The following is a 21217-nucleotide window of genomic DNA, read 5'->3' as shown; positions in this document are numbered from 1 at the left end:
CATGGCGATGAACCGACGGAATTTCCTCAAGGTCAGTGCCGGTGCCTCCGGCAGTCTGATGGTTTCACTGACGTTGCCGGGCTGTGCCGGAATCCAGACCGGCTACGAGCCGGATACCGGTGAATGGCGGCCCGATGCCTGGCTCGAATTGACCACTGATGACGAGGTTTTCTTCACCCTGGCCCGGGTAGAAATGGGTCAGGGCACCTACACCGGGTTGACGACGCTTATTGCCGAGGAGCTGGAAATCCAGCCAGAGCGGATTAAACCCCGCTTCGCCCCGGTGGCGCCCGAGTATCGAAATCCTTTGTACAAACTTCAGCTCACCGGCGGTAGCACCAGTGTTGCAACCAGTTGGGAGCCCTTGCGAATGGCGGGGGCTGAAGCCCGGCAGATGCTGGTTATGGCCGCGGCCCGGGTCTGGAACGTTGAAGCTAGCGATTGCCGGGCCAATGAAGGGCGGGTGGTGCACCCGAACGGTATCGATTCCATGGCCTATGGCCGGTTGGTCGAGCTGGCTGCCAAAGAAGTGGTTCGGGGTGACATTGCCCTGAAACCACGAAGCGAATGGAAGTACATCGGCAGGGAAAGGGGCAAGCTGGATGCCCGGGCCAAGTCGACGGGAACCGCGGTGTATGGGATTGATGTGGAACTTCCGGACATGGTTTATGGGGTGGTGACCAGGTCGCCCAGGCGCGGAGGCAGGCTACTGGGCTTTAACGGCGATCAGGTCCGGGCAATGGCGGGTGTGCTCGACGTTTTCGAGATCGAGCGCGGCGTTGCCGTCGTTGCCGACAAGTACTGGCGGGCCCGGAAAGCCCAGGACGCGCTCCGGATAGATTGGGATCTCTCGGATGCCGTGTCTTTGTCCACGGAGGATGTGTTTGATTACTATCGCTCTGCCGCTGATGAGGACCCTGGGGAGTCCGAGCGCAGTGAAGGCAGTTTTGCCAGCGCTGTGGAGGAGGGTGACCGAGTAGTGGAAGCCGAGTACGCCCAGCCCTACCTCGCCCATGCTACGTTGGAGCCCATGAACGCCACGGCCTGGTATCACGAAAACCGGATGGACGTGTGGGCACCTACTCAGGCGCCGGACCTCGGACGGATCGCGGCGGCCAGGGTAACCGATCTCGGGCCCGACGATGTCACCATCAATACCACCTTTCTCGGCGGCGGCTTTGGCCGTCGGCTGACCCAGGACTACATAGAGGAAGCGGCGGCCGTGGCCTATCGCATCGGGCGGCCGGTTAAAGTTATCTGGTCCCGGGAAGAAGACACCCGCCATGACCTCTATCGTCCGGCGATGCTCCACCGCATGAAAGCCAGTCTGTCTGGTGGCGAGCTGACGGGCTGGCATCACCAGATCGTTGGACCACAGATCCTGGACTGGTATGTTCGCAACGCGGCGCCTGCCCAGTATCCCTGGGCGCCGAAGTTCATGTACGACACTCTTGGCTCCGTCGGTCTGATGGCCGAGGGCATTGCCACTCCCAAAGATATCTCCGCGATCGAGGGGGCTATCGAGTACCCCTACCGGGTGGCCAATATTGATATTCGCCATACCCACACCGACCCCGGCATTCCCATTAGCTGGTGGCGGTCCGTGGGCTATTCCCATAACGGCTTTGCGGTTGAGACCTTCATGGACGAACTGGCCCACGAGGCCGGAGAAGATCCATACCAGTTTCGTCGTCGGCTGATTTCCCATGAGCCACGGCACCTGGAGGTGCTTGATCGGGTTGCCCGCCTTGCCAATTGGCAGTCCACTGTGGCAGAAGGCCGGGCCCGGGGCCTTGCGTTGTTCCGTAGTTTTGGCACCTATGTGGCGCAGGTGGTGGAAGCCGGAATCGAGAATGGCACGGTTCGGGTCTACAAGGTCACCTGTTCGGTGGACTGCGGCCAAGTCGTGAATCCACGTATCGTGGAGGACCAGATCGAGGGTGGCATTCTGTTCGGTCTGACGGCAGCGCTCTACGGGGAAATTACCCTGCAGAACGGTGAGGTCCAGCAGAGCAACTTCCACGATTATCCGTTGATGAGACAGTACGAGCGACCCGAGGTGGTGGTGGATATTGTTGATAGCGACGAGGCGCCGACCGGTGTTGGTGAGCCGGGCGTGCCGCCAGTCATTCCGGCCCTGGGTAATGCGCTGTTCGCACTGAATGGTAAACGCCAGCGAAGCCTGCCGTTGAAAGCCGATGTCTGAGTCACGCGTCGCTCATTCGGTCGCCACGGGGCGTCAGATGGTTATTGCCAGGATGTCTGAGTGGCTGCAGGCGGGGCAGAGGGTGTGGTTGTGCACCATCGTCGAGACCTGGGGGTCCTCACCGCGTCCGGTTGGTTCCTGGCTGGCGATTGCGGAATCCGGCCACTGGAGCGGCTCGGTTTCCGGGGGTTGTCTGGAGGAGGACCTGTTGCGGCGCACGGCCGAAGACGGGCCAGATCATCCCGTCTTTGTTGATTACGGCATTACGGATGATGACCGGGATCATTTCCAACTGCCTTGCGGCGGCAGGATCCGGCTTCTTGTGGAGCCCCTTCAGGGGCAGTCAGGCCTTGATCATGTTAACGCGCTTGCGGGCGCCTTGCGCGATCGTGAACCGGTGGTCCGCCGCGTCCCCCTGAATGGTATTGTGGCTCTGGAGCGCGCTGTGGCCAGGGCTGGTAAGTCTGTTAGCTTTGACGGCGAGCAGCTTGTCCACGTTCTGCAGCCTGAGTGCCGGCTGTTGTTGATTGGCGCTGGCGAGGTTGCCCGTTACGTTGCGGAATTTGCGACGGCGGCGGAATTTGCTGTAACCCTTTGCGAGCCCAGGGAAACGTTTGCCTCAGGCTGGAGCTACGATCAGATTCCTCTGGATCGCCGCCTGCCCGATGATCTGATTTCCAGAGAGTTTGGCGACGCTTGGTCAGGCATCCTGGCACTGGCTCATGATCCTCGCATAGACGATATGGGCTTGCTGGCGGCCCTTCATTCCAATGCTTTTTACATTGGCGCCATGGGGTCCCGGAAAACCTCGGAAGCAAGGCGGGAACGACTGGCCTCTCTGGGGCTCGATGAAGCTGCACTGGGAAGACTGCGAGCGCCCATCGGCGTCGATATTCCCAGCAAGACTCCGGCAGAAATTGCCATCTCCATTGTCGCCGATCTGATCTCTGCAAGGCATCATTTGCGGGGCGCCGCTTCGTCCCTATAATGGCGGCCATGGGAGTGTTGTAAGCACTCTGAATCCCGGGAGAGAGCTCGTGTTTGATGTAACCCGATACGCAGTCGCTGCAGAAGCAATAATTGAGGCCGGCCGCTTTTTGTACCAACAGGGCTGGTCACCGGCAACCAGCAGCAACTATTCCGCCCGCGTAGACGGCGAACACATTGCCATAACCGTTTCTGGCCGCCACAAGGGGCAGCTGGGTGCCGGCGATGTTATGGTCGTAGACCTGGCGGGTCGCCCGGTGCAGAGTGATTGTCGCTCCTCGGCAGAGACCCGTTTGCATACGGTGTTGTACGAGGTGTTTCCGGAGGTTGGAGCGGTCCTTCACACGCACTCGGTGAAGGCAACGGTTCTCAGCCGCTTGCTGGAAGCTGGCCATCCGCTGACACTGGAGGGCTATGAGCTTCAGAAGGCGTTTACGGGAGTCGATACCCACGAATCGGTACTGGCCGTTCCGGTGTTTGATAACACCCAGGATATCGACGCGCTGGCGGAGCAGACCCGGGAATGGTTCCGGCAGCACCCCGAGCAGCCCGGGTATCTGATTCGCGGCCATGGCCTGTATACCTGGGGTAAAACCATGGCCGACTGCCTGCGCCATGTCGAGGCCTTTGAATTCCTGTTTGAATGTGAGCTTGAAACCATGAGGGTTCGCCCATGACCACCCTGAGTATTTTTGACCAGAGCCAGCCTGAAAAGGCACACACAGTCACCGAGAACCCGGAAAGAATAAGGGAACTTCTTGCCCGTCACGGTGTGCGCTACGAGCAGTGGCCAACCAAGGATCTGCCGGCTGATGCATCCCAGGAAGACATCCTCGAAGCCTACAGCGAGGAAGTGTCGAAACTGAGAAAGGAGTGTGGTTTTCAGTCTGCGGATGTGATCAGCCTGAACCCGGACAATCCGCAGAAAGATGCATTTCGGCAAAAGTTCCTGGATGAGCACACCCACAGTGAAGACGAAATCCGTTTCTTTGTCCGTGGCCAGGGCCTGTTTTACCTGCATTTCGGCAACGAGGTGTTTGCGGTGCTGTGCCAGAAAAACGATCTGATCAGCGTGCCAGATGGCACGCGGCACTGGTTCGATATGGGGCCTGAACCGGGGTTTACCTGTATTCGCCTGTTCACCAACCCGGAAGGCTGGGTCGCCGATTTCACCGGTGAAGACATCGCCAGCAGGTTGCCCCGATACGAGGCACTGGCAGGAGCGGCGGAATGATCCGGGTTGTGCTGACGGACATCGAAGGGACCACCAGCTCGATCTCGTTTGTGCACGATGTCCTTTTCCCCTACGCGAGCGAACACCTGCCGGGATTTGTCCGCGATCGGCATCAGGACACGCCTGCGGTGTCCGAGCAGCTGGACGCAGTGGCGGAGGCGTCAGGTATTGCTCGTGAGGATATTGATGGCCTGATTGAAGTTCTAAAGACCTGGATCAAAGAGGATCGCAAGGAAACGTCCCTGAAGGCGCTGCAGGGCATGGTCTGGGAGCAGGGATACCAGCAGGGAGAGCTGAAGGGCCATATCTACGCCGATGCAGCCGATTACCTGCAGCGCTGGCATGATCGGGGGCTGCGTTTGTTCGTATATTCCTCAGGATCGGTCAAGGCCCAGAAGCTGATTTTCGGTTTCACCACGGAGGGCGACTTTACGCCATTCTTCTCCGGTTACTTCGATACTCGTATCGGTGGCAAGAAAGAGGCCGCTTCATACCTCAATATCTTGTCTGAATTGGGCGTTGAGGCGTCCACGGTGCTGTTCCTTTCAGACGTGGAGGCCGAACTTGAGGCAGCCGAGGAAGCCGGTATGCAAACCGCCTGGCTTGTTCGCGAGGGAGATCTGCCGGAGACAGAACGTTTTGTTGCGCGTGATTTTGCGGAGGTGGATACCCTGCTGCAAAAGCGCTAGGCCAACGCCCCTAAAACGCCATAGCAGGAGGATTTGATGCCCGGAACCGGTTTTTGCAGAATCGTTGCGCCGGTTCTCGCCATGCTTCTTGCCGGTTGCGACCCTTTCTCTGATGCCCGCCCCATGATGGATGAGTATGTGGAGCGGGTCGCCCGGGTGCTGGAAACCGATCCTGAATTTTCTGATATCCCGTCCGCAAGCCAGCTTCCCCGCCGTCGCGACCGGGTGTTGCCCATGCCCGAGCTGGAAATGGGGATGCTCGACTTTCTTTCGCTTTACGGATGTGAACTCCAGTACGTGGTTGGGGAGAAAACCTCGGTGATGGGGCGGGTGATGCAGCCTCTGAACCGTTTGCGCTATGAAATCCGGTTTATTGAAACAGCTAGGGACTGCCTGCCGGACATAGAGGATGAAGAATTCGCCGAAGAGCTAACCGGCGCCATCGACAGCAAGCTGGAATCCCTGCCCATTGCAATCTGGAATGCCACCTGGGGCGTTGAAGAGATCGAGAAGCTGTTCACTCTGGCCAAGGGCTATTACCCGGTAGCGCCGGAGAGCAATCCGGTATCTGATCTGGCTCTTGATATCAACAGCCTGAATGCAGCCGTTTTACGTCTGTACTCGGAGGACCTGGCGGTTTCTCTCGATTTTGCCGGCGACGTTCACCAGCGTTGGCAGGCGGAATTCCGCGCCGGCCAGTTGATCAACAGCGCACTTCTTCTGACCGCCCGGCTCCAGGATGGCACGGAATTGCTCAGGCAGAGAATCAACGGTCGGCCCCTGTGTCTTAACGGTCAGTCCAATAACCAGTCAGATATTGTGCAGAACATGTTTTTCAGTGTGTATATCGAAAAGATCCAGCCCTACATGAGCGCCGTGAATCAGGGGCGGGCTGCGCTCATTGAGCCGTTTGAGCGGCTGGCCAAAGTCCAGAAAGAGGTCATGCCGGAGAGTTTTACGGCGTGGTACCAGCGCCATCTCTCGCAGGGAGCCCAGAGCAGTCTCTGGCGGGAACTGGATGTAGCCATGATGGCGCATACCAGAGCCTGGCAGGAATTGCTGGGCCAGTGCGGGTTGCGCCCCGGCGCCTGACCCCGCTCAGCGCTGGCTTTCCGGCGTCACCCTCAGAATTTCCTCCACCGTTGTCTGGCCTGCAGCCACTTTCTGGGCGCCACTCAGGCGCAGGGATTTCATGCCTTCCTTATAGGCATCCAGCCTGAGCTGTTCCAGCTCGCAGCGATCGGTGATCTGTCGAAGTAAAGAGCCTGAGAGCGTCATGATTTCATAAACTCCGGCCCGGCCAAGATACCCGGTGTTCCGGCACTCCAGGCAGCCCACGGGCTGGTAGAACTGCTTGGGAACCGGCGCTTTCCAGGGCCGGGTCAGGGTCTGCCAGGCCTGCTCGTCGGCAGGGCCCGGCGCTTTGCAATGGGGGCAGAGGGTTCGGGCAAGCCGTTGCGCCATCACACCCAGTACCGTGGCCCGAATCAGGTACGGTGGGATACCCAGTTCCATCATCCGGGTAATCGCGCTCGGCGCGTCGTTGGTGTGTAGGGTCGAGAGCACCAGGTGGCCGGTGAGGGCAGCCTGAACCGCCATTTCCGCCGTTTCCAGATCGCGAATCTCGCCGATCATGATGATATCCGGATCCTGCCGCAGCAGGGCCCGCACACCCGCCGCGAAGGTGAGGTCGATGTTGGTCTGGACCTGCATCTGGTTGAACGCCGGCTCCACCATTTCGATGGGATCCTCGATGGTGCAGACGTTGAGCTCGGATGACGCAATCTGTTTCAGGGTCGAGTACAGGGTTGTGGTCTTGCCAGACCCGGTTGGCCCGGTCACCAGTACAATACCGTGGGGGCGGGAGGTGATTTCCTGCCAGCGCTGGCGGTCTTCCTTGCCGAATCCCAGTTGCTCGTAAGACTTCAACAACACATCCGGATCAAAGATCCGCATGACCATCTTTTCGCCAAAGGCGGTGGGCATGGTGGCCAGACGAAGTTCCACCTCACGGTTATCGGGTTTGCGGGTCTTGATGCGACCGTCCTGTGGACGGCGCTTCTCGGCCACGTTCAGGCGACCGAGAATTTTCAACCGACTGGTGACCGCCACGCCCACGTGCTCTGGGAATTCATAGACATTGTGGAGCACGCCGTCGATCCGAAACCGCACCTGGGTGACTGTGCGGCGGGGCTCTATGTGGATGTCTGAGGCGCGCTGGTCAAAGGCATACTGCAGCAGCCAGTCGACGATCTTGACCACGTGCTGGTCATTGGCATCCGGGTGTTCGCTGGCGCCAAGGTCCAGTAACTGTTCGAAATTCTGGTTACCTGCCACACCGGGGCCCTGGCCGCCACTGGCCTTGCTGACGGAGTTGGCAAGCTGATAGAACTCCACGGTATATCGGCGGATATCCTCGGGGTTGGCGACCACGCGACGGATATCCTTGCGAACTGCCTGTTGGAGGTTTTGGACCCAGTCGTTCTTGAAGGGCTCTGTGCTGGCGATCAGTACCTCTTCTGCGCCGATCTCCACCGCCAGAATGCCGTGGCGTTGGGCAAAGGCATAGGACATCACCCGGGCAATGGCAGGCGTGTCGATCTTCAAAGGATCAATGTGGTAGTAAGGTTGCCCGGCCCAATCTGCCAGCCAATGGGTCAGCCGGTCCAGATCAAGTGTGCGACCACTTTTCTGGCTGGTCAGTGCGGCAATGGCCACCAGTTCCAGTGGATGGCGCTTGCCCTTCTGTCCATCGCCGGTGGCCGCGCCAAGATTGGCCGAGAGTACCCGTTCTGCGTCTTCCTGGCTGATTTCCCCGCTGGTGACAAGTGCGGTGCAAGCATCTCTCAGGGTCAGGGTGCTTCTGGGCGGCGCGGGTGGCCTCGGCACGGTTCCGGAGTTGCTTGTTTCAGCCATAAAGTGTCAGGTCCAGGAATTCAGGGTGTATTTCCATTCGCCACTGGCCGGTTCACTTTGAGGTGAATCATGGCAACAGTGAACAACAGGAAGGTCAGTACCGTCAGAATGACCGGTCCCGTAGCACCTTCACTCAGCCAGGCAGATACGACGGCCTGGGTGAAGTAAAAGATCACCACGAACGACATCCAGATATAGCCCCGATTGTGGCCCCGAAATACCGGAATCGCAAAGGGCAGAAGCGGAAGCAGTTTCACCGCCAGCATCAACGGTATTGAAACGCCCTCGACGGGTGCCGGGTAGAAAGTTGTGATCAGCAGGGTGGCAAGCACGCCGATGTAGAGCGCGGCTGTTGCACGCAAGGTGGCGCGGGCCTTCGGGTTGTTCAGCATAGTGTGTTCCGCAATAAAAAAATGTTAAGAAGATTACGTCTGGTACCCGGGCGTGTATCAGTCAGCAAGCTTCAGGGCGAATCGGGCAAGGCGCTCGCCAAAGGCCTGGCACAATGCTTTCTCGTCAGCGCTCAGTGGCTGCTGTTCACCGGTTCCGGCCCAATGGCTCGGGCCATAGGGAGTGCCCCCGGTTTGTGTGTCCCCCAGGCTTTTCTCGGAGTAGGGCAGGCCGCAGACGACCATGCCGTGATGCAGAAGTGGCATCATCATGGTCATCAGTGTGGTTTCCTGTCCGCCATGAAGGCTGCCGGTCGACGTGAATGCCCCGGCGGGTTTGCCTTCGAGGGCGCCGCCCAGCCATAGGTCGCCGGTGGTGTCCAGGAAGTGCTTCAAAGGCGCCGCCATGTTGCCAAAACGGGTGGGGCTGCCGATGGCCAGGCCGGCACAATTCGCGAGATCGGATTTGCTGGCATAGGGCGCCCCGGAGTCCGGCACAGCGGGCAGCGATGCTGCCGTGTCCGGTGAAACCGGCGGTACCGACCTCAACCTTGCTTCAATTCCCTCCACTCGCACCACGCCACGTCCGATCTGGCTGGCCAGCTCTGCGGTTTGGCCGGTGCGGCTGTAGAAAAGAACAAGAACGTACGGCAATTGCTCGGGCATCGTCAGCGATCCTTCTGATCTGACTCGGGGAAGTTATTGGGGGTCAAAGAATCGAGAGAACGTTTTCTGGCGGACGACCAAGGGCTACTTTGCCGTTGGCAATCACGATCGGCCGTTCAATCAGTTTCGGGGTCGCTATCATGGCCGCGATCAATTGCTCATCGCTCAGCTCAGGGTTGTTCAGTCCCTGTTCTTTATATTCTTTTTCCTTGGTACGCATCAGCTCGCGGGGCGTCAGATTCAGGGCGCTGAGAATATCCTTTAGCTCCTGCTCTGTCGGTGGTGTTTCCAGGTAGCGTATAATCTCCGGTTCAATTCCCCGTTCGGTAAGCAGTTCAAGGGTTTGGCGGGATTTCGAGCAGCGCGGGTTGTGGAAAATCCGGGTTGGTTCTGTCATCTTCGTGCCTGGTTGTCTGAATGGAGTCCACGATTTCTGTGGTCGGTAGTCTAACAGGAGGTTTTCCGGTGCAGTACCCTGATTCAGTTCTTCGTGGCTCCCGCCTTCGCACAGCAGCTATTGCGCTGCTTGTTCTGACGATGACGGGTTGTGAGAAAATTGAACTTGAACGGGCCGAAGGAACAAAGCTGAACTGGGACTCGTTTCGCGGTCAGTGGGTGCTGGTCAACTACTGGGCGGAATGGTGCAAGCCATGTCTTGAGGAAATTCCCGAGCTCAACGAGCTCGACCAGGCACCCGACATCACCGTACTTGGCGTTAATTTCGATGGTGTGCGGGGCGATGCGCTGGTGGAACTCGGGGAACGGATGGGCATTGAATTTACCATGCTGGCGGATGACCCGGGACCCGGGTTCGGCTGGAAACTGCCGGTCGCGCTGCCGGCCACCTTCCTGGTCAATCCCGATGGTGATCTGGTTGAGACTCGTTTTGGCCCCCAGACCGAAGAAGAGCTCAGGGCAGTAATCGGCGGCTGAGACCGCAGCTCTAACTGAATTTTACAGCAGGAATAACCTGACGTTATGTCGCAGACTTTTGTACATCTCCGTGTCCATTCCGAGTACTCCATGGTGGATGGCCTGGTCAGGGTGAAACCGCTGATCAAACGTGTTGCCGAGCTGGGCATGCCGGCCGTCGGCCTGACCGAGCAATCCAATATGTGCTCGCTGGTGCGTTTCTATAAGGCGGCCATGGGCGCGGGTGTCAAGCCCGTCATAGGCGCGGATCTCTGGCTCGAAAATCCGGATGAACCCGAAAACCCTTTCCGGCTGACGCTGCTTGCCCGAGACAACGATGGTTATCTCAACCTCACTGAAATCATTTCCCTGGGTTTCACCGAGGGCCAGCGGTTCGGCAAGCCGATTATCCAGCGAAAGTGGCTGGAGGCCAGAGCGAACGGCCTGATCGCGCTCTCCGGCGCAAAGCTGGGTGATGTGGGCAAGGCGCTGATGGCCGGCAAGCCGGAACTGGCTCGGGAGCGGGCCCGTTACTGGATGGATCTGTACCCGGACAGCTACTACCTGGAGCTCCAGCGCACTGGTCGACCGGGTGACGAGGACTGCCTGCACCTGAGTGTTGAGCTGGCCGGGGCGCTTGGCCTTCCAGTGGTGGCCACCAACGATGTTCACTTCCTCGAAGCGGAAGACTTTGAGGCCCACGAGGCCCGGGTTTGCATCGGCGAGAGTCGTACTCTGGACGATCCGCGGCGTGACCGTCGGTTCAGTGATCAGCAGTACCTGCGCAGCGCCGATGAGATGATCGAGCTGTTCAGCGACATCCCCGAGGCCATCGAGAATACCGTGGAAATCGCCCGGCGCTGCTCGGTGAAGGTTCGGATGGGCGAATACTTCCTTCCGAACTACCCGATTCCGGACGGCATGACCATGGACGACTATTTCCGGAAGGTCTCCGAGGAAGGCCTGGAGGAGCGGCTTGCCAAGACCCTTAGCAAGGACGATCCGGAATACGATGCTAAGCGGGAGGCCTACTACAAGCGCCTGAACTTCGAGCTGGACATCATTATCCAGATGGGTTTCCCGGGCTACTTCCTGATCGTGATGGACTTTATCAAGTGGGCCAAGAACAACGGCGTACCGGTCGGGCCAGGTCGGGGTTCCGGTGCCGGTTCCCTGGTGGCCTATGCCCAGTTGATTACCGATCTGGATCCCCTGGAGTACGACCTGCTGTTCGAGCGCTTCCTGAACCCGGAGCGGGTCTCCATGCCTGACTTTGACGTCGATTTCTGCATGGAAGGGCGGGACAGGGTGATCGAGTACACCGCCCAGAAGTACGGGCGTGAGGCGGTGTCGCAGATCATTACCTTCGGCACCATGGCCGCGAAGGCGGTTGTGCGGGACGTTGCCCGGGTGCAGGGCAAATCCTATGGCCTGGCAGACAAGCTGTCCAAAATGATCCCGTTCGAGCCGGGCATGACCCTTGAGAAGGCTCTGGAACAGGAACCACAACTGGTCGAGTTTCTCGAGAATGACGAGGAAGCCCAGGAAATCTGGGAAATGGCCCTGAAGCTCGAGGGCGTATGCCGGAACGCCGGTAAGCACGCAGGTGGCGTGGTGATCGCGCCCACCAAGATCACCGATTTCTCGCCCCTGTATTGTGATGATGAGGGCGGAAGCCTGGTGACCCAGTTCGATAAGGGCGATGTGGAAGATGCCGGACTGGTGAAGTTCGACTTCCTGGGCCTGCGGACGCTCACGATTATCAAGTGGGCGCTGAACATGATCAATCCGCGCCGGGAAAAGAAGGGCATGCAGCCTCTCGACATCAACGAGATTCCACTGGATGACGTGCCCTCGTTCGACATGCTCAAGAAAGCTGAAACCACGGCAGTGTTCCAGCTGGAATCCCGGGGCATGAAAGACCTGATTCGCCGTCTCCAGCCAGACTCCCTCGAAGACATGATCGCCCTCGTGGCCCTGTTTCGGCCGGGGCCGCTGCAATCGGGCATGGTGGATGACTTTATTGACCGTAAGCACGGTCGCCAGCCCATGTCCTTCCCGCACCCGGATTACCAGTACGAGGGCCTGAAGCCCGTACTGGAACCGACCTACGGCGTCATCCTGTATCAGGAGCAGGTCATGCAGATCGCCCAGGTCATGGCCGGCTATACCCTAGGTGGAGCGGACATGCTGCGCCGGGCCATGGGTAAGAAAAAGCCCGAGGAGATGGCCAAGCAGAAGCAGATCTTCCTGGATGGCTGCGAAAAGAATGGCATCAACAAAACCCTGGCCGAAAATATCTTCGATCTGGTGGAAAAGTTTGCCGGCTACGGCTTTAACAAATCCCACTCGGCTGCTTACGCCCTGGTGTCATACCAGACCCTCTGGCTGAAAGCCCATTACCCGGCAGAGTTCATGGCCGCGGTACTGACTGCCGATATGCAGAACACCGATAAGGTGGTCACGCTGGTGGAAGAATGCCGGAACATGAAGCTGGATCTTCTGGTGCCGGATGTCAGCCGTTCGGAATACACCTTTACCGTTAATGACGACGGCCAGATTGTGTATGGTCTCGGAGCGATCAAGGGCTTGGGTGAGGGCCCGATCCAGAGCATTGTTGAGGGGCGTGGCGATGGCGAGCCGTTCCAGGATATCTTCGATTTCTGTCGGCGGGTTGATCTCAAGAAGGTCAACAAGCGGGCCATGGAAGCGCTTATCCGCTCCGGTGCCATGGACAAGCTGGGTGCAAGCCGTGCGCAGCTCATGGCAAGCATTGATAAGGCCGTGCAGCAGGCCGACCAACAATCCCGGAACGAATCCGTTGGCATGATGGATATGTTTGGCGAAATGCTGGAAGCCGGTGATGGTGGCGATCCCTACGAGGACGTGGCCGGGGTACGCGAATGGCCGGAGAAGCAGCGGCTGAAAGGCGAAAAGGATACCCTGGGGCTGTACCTTACCGGTCATCCGTTTGACGAGTATGAAAAAGAAGTCCGTCGGTTTGTCCGGTCCTCCATTGCCGATTTGAAGCCGAACAAGTCACCCCAGCGGGTGGCGGGGCTGGTGGTTGCCCAGCGAACCATGAAAACGCGCACCGGCTCCACGATGTGTTTTATCACCCTTGATGACCGCAGTGCCCGGATTGAGGCGACGTTGTTTTCCGAGGCGTTTTTCGAAAACCGTGAGCTGTTGCAATCCGACCAGGTGATTGTGGTGGAGGGCCAGGTCAGTCACGACGACTATTCCGGGCAGATGAAAATGCGAGTGAGCTCGGTGATGGATGTGGCTACGGCACGCCAGCAGTTCAGTCGTGGCCTCAAACTGAACCTGTGCGCCGATCAGTTGCAGAACGGCTTGCTGGAGAAGCTCGACAGTACTCTGCGGCCCTTCCGATGCGAGGGCAGCCCGGTCTGGATCGAGTACAGCAGCCCCGAGGCGTCGACCCGGATCGAGCTCGGTGAGTCCTGGCGTGTGCAGCCGGATGACAACCTGCTGCTGGAGCTCCGGTACCTCGTAGGCGACCAGTCGGTAGAACTGGTCTATGATTGAATGAGTTGAAAATTAAAAGTTTGTCAGACAGCGGACTCATACCAATGTCCGCTTTAGCCACTGACCGGGCGCTGCTATCTTTGTGTCAAATTCTGGTTTGGCGGAGTACGTTCCCGCCTGGCAAAAAATGATGGAACATCATGAACCCTAACTATCTGGATTTCGAACAGCCAATCGCCGACCTGGAAGCCAAGATTGAAGAGCTTCGGATGGTTGGTAACGATACCGACATCAATATCACAGACGAGATCACCCGGCTGAAGAAAAAGAGCGTCAGCCTTACCGAGAGCATTTTCTCAGATCTCAAGCCCTGGGACGTTGCGCGACTGGCCCGTCACCCTCGCAGGCCCTACACCCTGGACTACATCGAATCCATCTTTGAGGATTTTGATGAGCTGCACGGTGATCGTCGCTACGCCGACGACCTGGCTATTGTAGGCGGTACCGCCAGGCTTGATGACAAACCGGTGATGGTCATCGGTCATCAAAAGGGTCGGGAAGTCCGCGACAAGGTCAAGCGTAACTTCGGTATGCCCCGGCCGGAGGGCTACCGCAAGGCTCTGCGCCTGATGGAAATGGCCGAGCGTTTCAAGATGCCTATCCTCACCTTCATCGATACGCCAGGGGCTTATCCGGGCATTGGTGCGGAAGAGCGCGGGCAGAGCGAGGCCATTGCCTTCAATCTGGCGGTCATGTCTCGCCTCAAGACACCCATTATCTCCACGGTGATCGGTGAGGGCGGTTCCGGTGGCGCCTTGGCCATCGGTGTCTGTGATCAACTGAACATGCTCCAGTACTCCACCTACGCGGTGATTTCCCCAGAGGGCTGTGCCTCAATCCTCTGGAAGAGTGCCGAATACGCTGCCCAGGCGGCGGAGGCCATGGGTGTAACAGCTGACCGGCTCAAAGATCTGGGGCTGGCGGATAACGTGGTAACCGAGCCCCTTGGCGGTGCTCACCGCAACCCCGAAAAAATGTCGGAATCCCTCAAGGAGGTTCTGGCAAAAGGCGTCGCTGAACTCAGTCGCCTGCCACTGGATGAGCTGGTATCCCGCCGCTATGAGCGGCTGACCCGCTATGACACCGGGCGCTGAGCCCGGCTCCGGATTCACCTGGCCGGAGGCACTGTGCGCCCCGGTCAGAGAACTCCCCGATCACGCCCGCCTGTTGGTTGCCCTGAGCGGCGGCCTCGATTCCACCCTGTTATTACACCTGGCAGTCCATTGCCATGGGCATTCCGGGGCTGTCCGAGCGGTTCATATCAATCATCAGCTGCAGCCGAATGCCTCCGAGACCGAATCATTCTGCCGCGATCTTTGTGGGCGCCTGGGTGTCCCGCTTGTGGTTGAGAAGGTCACTGTCAGGAGCGGAGAAAACTCGGCTGGTGGCATCGAAGAGGCAGCTCGCAAAGCGCGCTATTCCGCCCTGGAAACGATGGTTCAGCGGAGGGATCTGGTTCTGATGGCTCACCATGGCGATGATCAGGCCGAAACGGTGCTGTTCCGGATGCTGAGGGGCAGCGGTGTGGCCGGGCTGGCGGGTATGCCGTTCAGTCGTGCCCTCGGCCCGGCGACACTGGTCCGGCCTCTGCTTGGGTTTGAACGGGCCGAGCTTGAGCGGTGGGCCAGGTCCGCTGGTCTGTCGTGGGTTGATGACCCCAGTAACATCGATCAACGATTTGACCGGAATTTCCTGCGCCACACGGTGCTGCCAGCTTTGCGGGAGCGCTGGCCGGGGCTGAATCGCAGGTTGCGCCACACGGCGGACGCCTGTGCCGAAAGTGAAGCGCTGAACCAAAAGCTGGCGGCCTTGCAGTGGCAGGCTGTCAGCGGTGAGCAGGACCGACTGCCCGTTGAGGGGCTGAAAACCTTAACTCTGGCGGAGCAGAAAAACCTGATTCGCTGGTGGGTTCGGGAGCGGGGGTTTCCTGTGCCCACAATCAGCAGTTGGCAGCAGGTTATGCAGGACCTGATTTTCGCAAGAGAGGATCGAGAGCCGGAGTTCCGGTCCGACGGTTTCAGTCTGCGCCGCTTTCAGGGCGATCTTTACCTGGTTCCGGATCACTCGCAGCTGCCGGATGTCCCCGTTACTCTGGAGCCGGGTCCCGGGCTGAACTTTGGCGAATGGTTCCTGAAGCTGGAGCCGGCCGTTACCCCGGAAAGACCGTTGCCGCCAATACGGATATTTACGAGGCAGGGCGGTGAGCGGGTACGTTTCCGTCCGGATGGTCCGTCCCGTTCGCTCAAGAAGTGGCTGCAGGAGATTGCGGTTCCACCCTGGGAAAGGGCCCGGCTGCCGCTGGTTTTCGCCGGTTCAGGGGATGCAGCCGAACTCGTTGCCATTGGCGATTTATGGTGTTCTGAACAATACTCGGAAGGCGCCCATGCCGCCGGTTGGCGGCTGGTTGTAGAGCGGGAATGTGATTGAGTCAATGGGGCCTTTCTGGTAGTCTGGCGTCCCATCTTGAGATGACAATCTCCCTCCTTCACCGAACCAGACAATCACGGAATCTGCATGACGCGTTATATTTTCGTCACCGGCGGTGTCGTGTCCTCCTTGGGGAAAGGTATCGCATCAGCCTCACTGGCTGCGATCCTCGAGGCACGCGGCCTGAAGGTCACTATTCTCAAGCTGGACCCGTACATCAACGTGGACCCCGGCACCATGAGCCCGTTCCAGCACGGTGAGGTTTTTGTCACCGAGGATGGCGCGGAAACAGACCTGGATCTGGGCCACTATGAGCGCTTCATCCGTTCCCGGATGAGCAAGCGTAATAACTTCACCACCGGCCGGGTGTACGAAGAGGTGATCCGCAAGGAGCGCCGTGGTGACTACCTGGGCGGAACCGTTCAGGTGATTCCTCACATCACTGACGAGATCAAACGTCGGGTTGTTGAAGGGGCTGCCGGCGCCGACGTGGCACTGATCGAAATCGGTGGTACGGTTGGCGATATTGAATCCCTGCCGTTCCTGGAAGCCTGTCGTCAGCTCAAGGTCGAAGTAGGTTCCCAGCGTGCGCTGTTCATGCATCTGACCCTGGTTCCCTACATTGCCACGGCTGGTGAGATCAAGACCAAGCCGACCCAGCATTCCGTCAAGGAAATGCGCTCTATCGGCCTGCAGCCGGATATCTTGCTGTGCCGCTCGGAGCATGAGGTGGACGCCAGCTCGCGTCGCAAGATTGCCCTGTTCACCAACGTCGAAGAGCGGGCAGTTATTCCTCTCCAGGATGCCAAATCCATTTATGCCATCCCGCGCATGCTCTACGAGCATGGCCTGGACCAGTTGGTTATCGAGCGCTTCGGTCTGGATGCCCGTCCTGCGGATTTGAGTGAATGGGACAACGTTGTTGAATCGTTGATGAATCCCGAGCAGGAAGTAACCATTGCCATGGTTGGCAAGTACATGGAACTCCTGGACGCTTACAAGTCTCTGATTGAATCCCTGCTCCACGCCGGCATCAAGACCCGTACCAAGGTCAATATCAACTACATCGATTCCGAAGATATTGAGCGTGACGGTACAGGCGCGCTGGAAAGTGCCGACGCTATCCTGGTGCCGGGCGGCTTCGGCGAGCGTGGCGTTGAAGGCAAGATCCGCACCGTTCAGTACGCCCGTGAGAACAAGGTACCTTACCTGGGCATCTGTCTGGGTATGCAGGTTGCAGTTATTGAATATGCCCGCAATGTGGCAGGCCTCAAAGATGCACACAGCACGGAATTCCGGACGCACACGCCGGAACCGGTTGTCGGCCTTATCACCGAGTGGCTGGATTCTACCGGCGAGCGGGAAGAGCGTACTGAAGAGTCCGATCTGGGCGGAACCATGCGTCTTGGCGCCCAGGACTGCGTGCTGACCGAAGGCTCCACCATTGCCAACTGCTACGGCAAGAAAACCATTCAAGAGCGTCATCGCCACCGCTACGAGGTGAACAATCATTTCCTGCCGAGGCTGGAAGAGGCCGGGCTCCAGATCTCTGGCCGTTCATCGGATGGACGCTTGGTGGAAGTGGTCGAGGCGCCGAACCATCCCTGGTTTGTTGCCTGCCAGTTCCATCCGGAATTTACCTCCACTCCCAGGGACGGCCACCCGCTGTTCAAGGGCTTTGTTGAGGCAGCACTGGCCAGCAAGAAAGGATCCTGAAGATGGCGCAGAGCACCGTAAACGTATCGGGAATCGAGGTCGCCAACGACAAGCCGTTCGTGCTCTTTGGCGGCATGAACGTTCTGGAGTCGCCGGAGCTGGCCATGGAAGTGGCCCAGGCATACGTTGAGGTAACTGGCAAGCTGGGTATTCCCTACGTTTTCAAAGCGTCTTTTGATAAAGCCAACCGGTCGTCCGTGAACTCTTTCCGTGGCCCCGGCCTGGAGAAAGGTCTTCAGATACTGGCGGACATCAAGAGCAAGTTCGGTGTTCCCATTATTTCGGACGTCCACGAGCCGGCTCAGGCGGCCCCGGCAGCCGAAGTCTGTGACATTATCCAACTGCCGGCGTTTTTGAGCCGCCAGACGGATCTGGTGGTCGCCATGGCGAAAACCGGTGCCGTGATCAACATCAAGAAGGCCCAGTTCCTCGCGCCCCAGGAAATGAAGCACATCATTACCAAATGCGAGGAAGCCGGCAACGACAAGGTAATCCTCTGTGAGCGGGGCAGCAGCTTCGGTTACAACAACCTGGTCGTCGACATGCTCGGCTTTGGCATTATGAAAGCCATGAATGTGCCGGTGATGTTTGACGTGACACACTCGCTGCAAATGCCGGGTGGCCGTGCCGATTCCGCCGGTGGCCGACGTGCCCAGGTGACCGATCTGGCGCTGGCGGGTATGTCCCAAGGGCTGGCAGGTTTGTTCCTTGAGGCCCATCCGGACCCGGACAAAGCCAAGTGCGATGGCCCCTGCGCTTTGCGGCTCAGCCAGCTTGAGCCCTTCCTGCAGCGGGTAAAAGCTGTGGATGATCTGGTAAAAAGCTTTAAATCGATCGACACCGCCTGATTGGCGGTGTTGGCGTTTTACGCGGACTATGGGAGCGAGCGGGAACGGCCCTGCGAAAATGTAGAGGGCCATGGATGGCCCGAAACAAGCGCACATGGATGTGCTCGTAGCGGTTTTCGCAGGGCCGTTCCCGTTCGCTCTGACTCCCGAATTTGAAAATGAACTTGGAGACAGAGAAGAATGACCAAGATTGCCAACATCAAGGGCCGTGAGGTTCTGGATTCCCGCGGTAACCCTACTGTAGAAGCCGACGTTATCCTGGAAGACGGCACCATTGGTACCGCCTGCGCACCGTCTGGCGCTTCCACCGGTTCCCGCGAAGCGCTTGAGCTGCGTGATGGTGATGCTTCCCGTTACCTTGGCAAAGGTGTTCTGAAGGCGGTTGAAGCCGTAAACAGCAAGATCCGTGAAGCCCTCGTAGGCAAAGACGCCGCCGATCAGCGCACTCTGGACCAGATCATGCTGGACCTCGATGGCACGGAGAACAAGGCTAACCTTGGCGCTAACGCCATTCTGGCTGTGTCCCTAGCGGCGGCCAAAGCCGCGGCAATCTCCCTGGGCAAGCCTCTGTACGCGCACATTGCCGACATCAACGGTACCTCTGGCAAGTTCTCCATGCCGGTGCCGATGATGAACATCCTGAACGGTGGCGAGCACGCCGATAACAACGTGGATATCCAGGAGTTCATGGTTCAGCCGGTGTCTGCCAAGAGCTTCTCCGAAGCCCTGCGTGTGGGCGCGGAGATTTTTCACAGCCTGAAGAAAGTGCTTAAGGCCCAGGGCCTGAACACGGCAGTTGGTGATGAGGGTGGCTTTGCGCCGAACCTGCCTTCCAACGAAGCGGCACTGGCAGTGATTCAGGAAGCGGTCGAGAAAGCCGGTTACAAGCTCGGTACCGATGTCACCCTGGCTCTGGACTGTGCGTCTTCCGAGTTCTACAAAGACGGCCAGTACCAGCTGTCCGGTGAAGGCAAGAGCTTTGATTCTGAAGGCTTTGCCGACTACCTGGCGGGGCTTTGCGAGCGTTACCCGATCGTCTCCATCGAAGACGGCATGGATGAAAGCGACTGGGATGGCTGGAAAGTGCTGACCGATAAGCTCGGTAGCAAGGTTCAGCTGGTGGGCGACGACCTGTTCGTGACCAACACCAAGATCCTCAAGCAGGGTATCGAGAAGGGCGTGGGTAACTCCATTCTGATCAAGTTCAACCAGATCGGCAGCCTGAGCGAAACTCTTGATGCCATCAAGATGGCCCAGGATGCCGGCTTCACTGCCGTGATTTCACATCGCTCCGGTGAAACCGAGGACACCACCATTGCTGATCTGGCCGTGGCCACCTGCGCCGGGCAAATCAAGACAGGTTCCCTGTGCCGTTCCGATCGTGTTGCCAAGTACAACCAGCTGCTGCGTATCGAAGAAGCCCTGGACGGTAAGGCGCCGTATCGCGGCCTGAGCGAGATCAAGGGGCAGGGCTGATCGACTGATCTGACCGGTTCGGGCAGTGTGTCAGGCCGGTAATCGGCGAAAAACTGTTAAGGCCATCGTGTTCCGGATGAAAATCGGGATACGATGGCCTTTTTGTACAGGCAGTTAGAAGAATTTGTTGCTAATCTACTCTAAGGTCTATACTCAACGTCCGGCGTTGGTATTTTGATTGATTGAATTTTAACGGAATCGGCAATGAAGTTGCTCTGGACCATAATGGTGGTTGTGATTCTCCTGCTGCAGGTACGCCTGTGGGTCGGGGAGGGCAGCTTTGCGCAGGTGTGGGCACTTGAGCAGTCTATCGCCGAGCAACGTGAAGAAAACGCCGAGCTGGCTACCCGCAATGAACGTCTGTATGCCGAAGTCAGGAACCTGCGTAACGAGCAGGGCGCCGTTGAAGAGCGCGCCAGAATGAACCTCGGTCTGATAAGAGACGACGAGACCTTTTTCCTGGTTGTTGAAAACTGATTGTCTATGCCTGCTCCGAGACTTTGGCTGATTGTCCCTGCCGCCGGCATCGGCCAGCGTATGCAGGCCGAACAACCGAAACAGTACCTTCGAATCGGCCAGCGTTTCATTCTCGATATCACCCTTTCCCGATTGATGGATTCCGCCCCGTTTTCCGGCTGCATGGTGCCATTACATCCGGCCGATCATTGGTGGCCGGATACCGAGGCCAGCGGCGATAGCCGAATCCAGACCTGCACCGGCGGAGCCGAAAGGGCCGAGTCGGTATTGTCCGCACTGCATGCCCTGGCGGAGCAGATCAGGGATGATGATTGGGTCCTGGTCCACGATGCGGCACGACCATGTCTTCATACCCGGGACCTGTCGAACCTGATTGACCAACTCTACCACCACCCTGTCGGGGGGCTTCTGGCTTCGCCAGTGGCCGACACCCTGAAGCGGGCTGGCACCGGCGACCTGCCTGAAGTTCTTGAAACGGTGGATCGCAAAAATCTGTGGCGGGCATTAACGCCTCAGATGTTTCGCTATCGTATTCTGGTGGATTCACTGGAAGCTGCCCTTGCCGGTGAACTTCCGGTGACTGATGAGTCCTCTGCCGTGGAATTTTCCGGTAACATGCCGGTTCTGGTCGAAGGGCGGCCGGACAATATCAAGATCACGGTACCCGCGGATCTGGCACTCGCAGGCTTTATTCTCAGCCGGTTCTGAGTTTTCGGAATTTCCGG

At 58.5% G+C, this 21217-nt stretch carries 19 protein-coding genes; 15 read left to right on the top strand and 4 right to left on the bottom strand.

The window, feature by feature from the left end; all coding sequences use genetic code 11:
• The first annotated feature begins 1 nt into the window (after position 1).
• From ABNF92_RS03130 to ABNF92_RS03105, 6 genes are read left to right on the top strand one after another with little or no spacing between them, the layout of a single operon-like run.
• Positions 2-2206 carry a molybdopterin cofactor-binding domain-containing protein gene (locus ABNF92_RS03130; RefSeq protein WP_349343408.1) on the top strand — a complete coding sequence of 735 codons (2205 nt, stop codon included), beginning with the start codon at positions 2-4 and terminating at the stop codon, positions 2204-2206.
• A complete protein-coding gene (locus ABNF92_RS03125) occupies positions 2199-3194 on the top strand; it encodes an XdhC family protein (RefSeq protein ID WP_349343407.1) in 996 nt (331 codons plus the stop codon). The genes ABNF92_RS03130 and ABNF92_RS03125 overlap by 8 nt, the downstream gene beginning before the upstream one ends.
• Positions 3195-3243: 49 nt before the next feature.
• Positions 3244-3870, top strand: a complete 627-nt coding sequence (locus ABNF92_RS03120; protein WP_136629586.1) for a methylthioribulose 1-phosphate dehydratase — start codon at positions 3244-3246, stop codon at positions 3868-3870.
• Positions 3867-4427, top strand: coding sequence for a cupin (locus tag ABNF92_RS03115; protein WP_349343406.1), 561 nt, complete (start codon positions 3867-3869; stop codon positions 4425-4427). The genes ABNF92_RS03120 and ABNF92_RS03115 overlap by 4 nt, the downstream gene beginning before the upstream one ends.
• A complete protein-coding gene (gene mtnC, locus ABNF92_RS03110) occupies positions 4424-5116 on the top strand; it encodes an acireductone synthase (RefSeq protein WP_349343405.1) in 693 nt (230 codons plus the stop codon). The genes ABNF92_RS03115 and mtnC overlap by 4 nt, the downstream gene beginning before the upstream one ends.
• A 36-nt stretch (positions 5117-5152) precedes the next feature.
• The gene (locus ABNF92_RS03105) at positions 5153-6208 is read left to right on the top strand and encodes a DUF3080 domain-containing protein (protein WP_291907904.1); all 1056 of its coding nucleotides are present in this window, start codon (positions 5153-5155) and stop codon (positions 6206-6208) included.
• A gap of 6 nt (positions 6209-6214) precedes the next feature.
• On the opposite strand, the gene ABNF92_RS03100 is transcribed toward ABNF92_RS03105, so the two are convergent.
• From ABNF92_RS03100 to arsC, 4 genes are read right to left on the bottom strand one after another with little or no spacing between them, the layout of a single operon-like run.
• On the bottom strand, positions 6215-8032 hold the full coding sequence (locus ABNF92_RS03100) for a GspE/PulE family protein (RefSeq protein WP_349343404.1): 1818 nt from the start codon (positions 8030-8032) through the stop codon (positions 6215-6217).
• A 20-nt stretch (positions 8033-8052) separates the two neighbouring features.
• The gene (locus tag ABNF92_RS03095; RefSeq protein ID WP_136629590.1) at positions 8053-8424 is read right to left on the bottom strand and encodes a DUF2069 domain-containing protein; all 372 of its coding nucleotides are present in this window, start codon (positions 8422-8424) and stop codon (positions 8053-8055) included.
• 57 nt (positions 8425-8481) lie between these two features.
• Entirely contained in the window at positions 8482-9087 is a 606-nt protein-coding gene (gene wrbA, locus ABNF92_RS03090) for an NAD(P)H:quinone oxidoreductase (protein WP_349343403.1), read from the bottom strand.
• A gap of 43 nt (positions 9088-9130) precedes the next feature.
• Positions 9131-9484, bottom strand: coding sequence for an arsenate reductase (glutaredoxin) (arsC, locus tag ABNF92_RS03085; protein ID WP_069184519.1), 354 nt, complete (start codon positions 9482-9484; stop codon positions 9131-9133).
• A gap of 68 nt (positions 9485-9552) precedes the next feature.
• Here arsC and ABNF92_RS03080 point away from each other — a divergent pair, with 68 nt between their 5' ends.
• From ABNF92_RS03080 to ispD, 9 genes are all read left to right on the top strand, one after another.
• The gene (locus ABNF92_RS03080) at positions 9553-10020 is read left to right on the top strand and encodes a TlpA disulfide reductase family protein (RefSeq protein WP_349343402.1); all 468 of its coding nucleotides are present in this window, start codon (positions 9553-9555) and stop codon (positions 10018-10020) included.
• Positions 10021-10065: 45 nt separating this feature from the next.
• A complete protein-coding gene (dnaE, locus tag ABNF92_RS03075) occupies positions 10066-13548 on the top strand; it encodes a DNA polymerase III subunit alpha (protein ID WP_069184521.1) in 3483 nt (1160 codons plus the stop codon).
• A 140-nt stretch (positions 13549-13688) separates the two neighbouring features.
• Entirely contained in the window at positions 13689-14642 is a 954-nt protein-coding gene (gene accA / locus ABNF92_RS03070; RefSeq protein ID WP_069184522.1) for an acetyl-CoA carboxylase carboxyl transferase subunit alpha, read from the top strand.
• Complete coding sequence (gene tilS, locus ABNF92_RS03065; protein WP_349343401.1) at positions 14626-15975, top strand: tRNA lysidine(34) synthetase TilS; 1350 nt, start codon at positions 14626-14628, stop codon at positions 15973-15975. Before accA ends, tilS begins: the two co-directional genes overlap by 17 nt.
• Positions 15976-16062: 87 nt before the next feature.
• Complete coding sequence (locus tag ABNF92_RS03060) at positions 16063-17691, top strand: CTP synthase (protein WP_069184524.1); 1629 nt, start codon at positions 16063-16065, stop codon at positions 17689-17691.
• Positions 17692-17693: 2 nt separating this feature from the next.
• Positions 17694-18539, top strand: a complete 846-nt coding sequence (gene kdsA, locus ABNF92_RS03055) for a 3-deoxy-8-phosphooctulonate synthase (protein ID WP_136629596.1) — start codon at positions 17694-17696, stop codon at positions 18537-18539.
• Between the two features lie 180 nt (positions 18540-18719).
• Entirely contained in the window at positions 18720-20015 is a 1296-nt protein-coding gene (eno, locus tag ABNF92_RS03050; RefSeq protein ID WP_222464219.1) for a phosphopyruvate hydratase, read from the top strand.
• Positions 20016-20219: 204 nt separating this feature from the next.
• Positions 20220-20492, top strand: a complete 273-nt coding sequence (locus ABNF92_RS03045) for a septum formation initiator family protein (protein WP_062784903.1) — start codon at positions 20220-20222, stop codon at positions 20490-20492.
• A gap of 6 nt (positions 20493-20498) precedes the next feature.
• On the top strand, positions 20499-21200 hold the full coding sequence (gene ispD, locus ABNF92_RS03040; RefSeq protein ID WP_349343400.1) for a 2-C-methyl-D-erythritol 4-phosphate cytidylyltransferase: 702 nt from the start codon (positions 20499-20501) through the stop codon (positions 21198-21200).
• Positions 21201-21217 lie beyond the last annotated feature (17 nt).

It is taken from the genome of Marinobacter sp. MMG032, from assembly GCF_040112695.1.
GTDB lineage: Bacteria > Pseudomonadota > Gammaproteobacteria > Pseudomonadales > Oleiphilaceae > Marinobacter > Marinobacter salsuginis.
The sequence above is the reverse complement of the archived record's forward strand: the minus strand, read 5'-3'. Positions and strand labels throughout refer to the sequence as shown.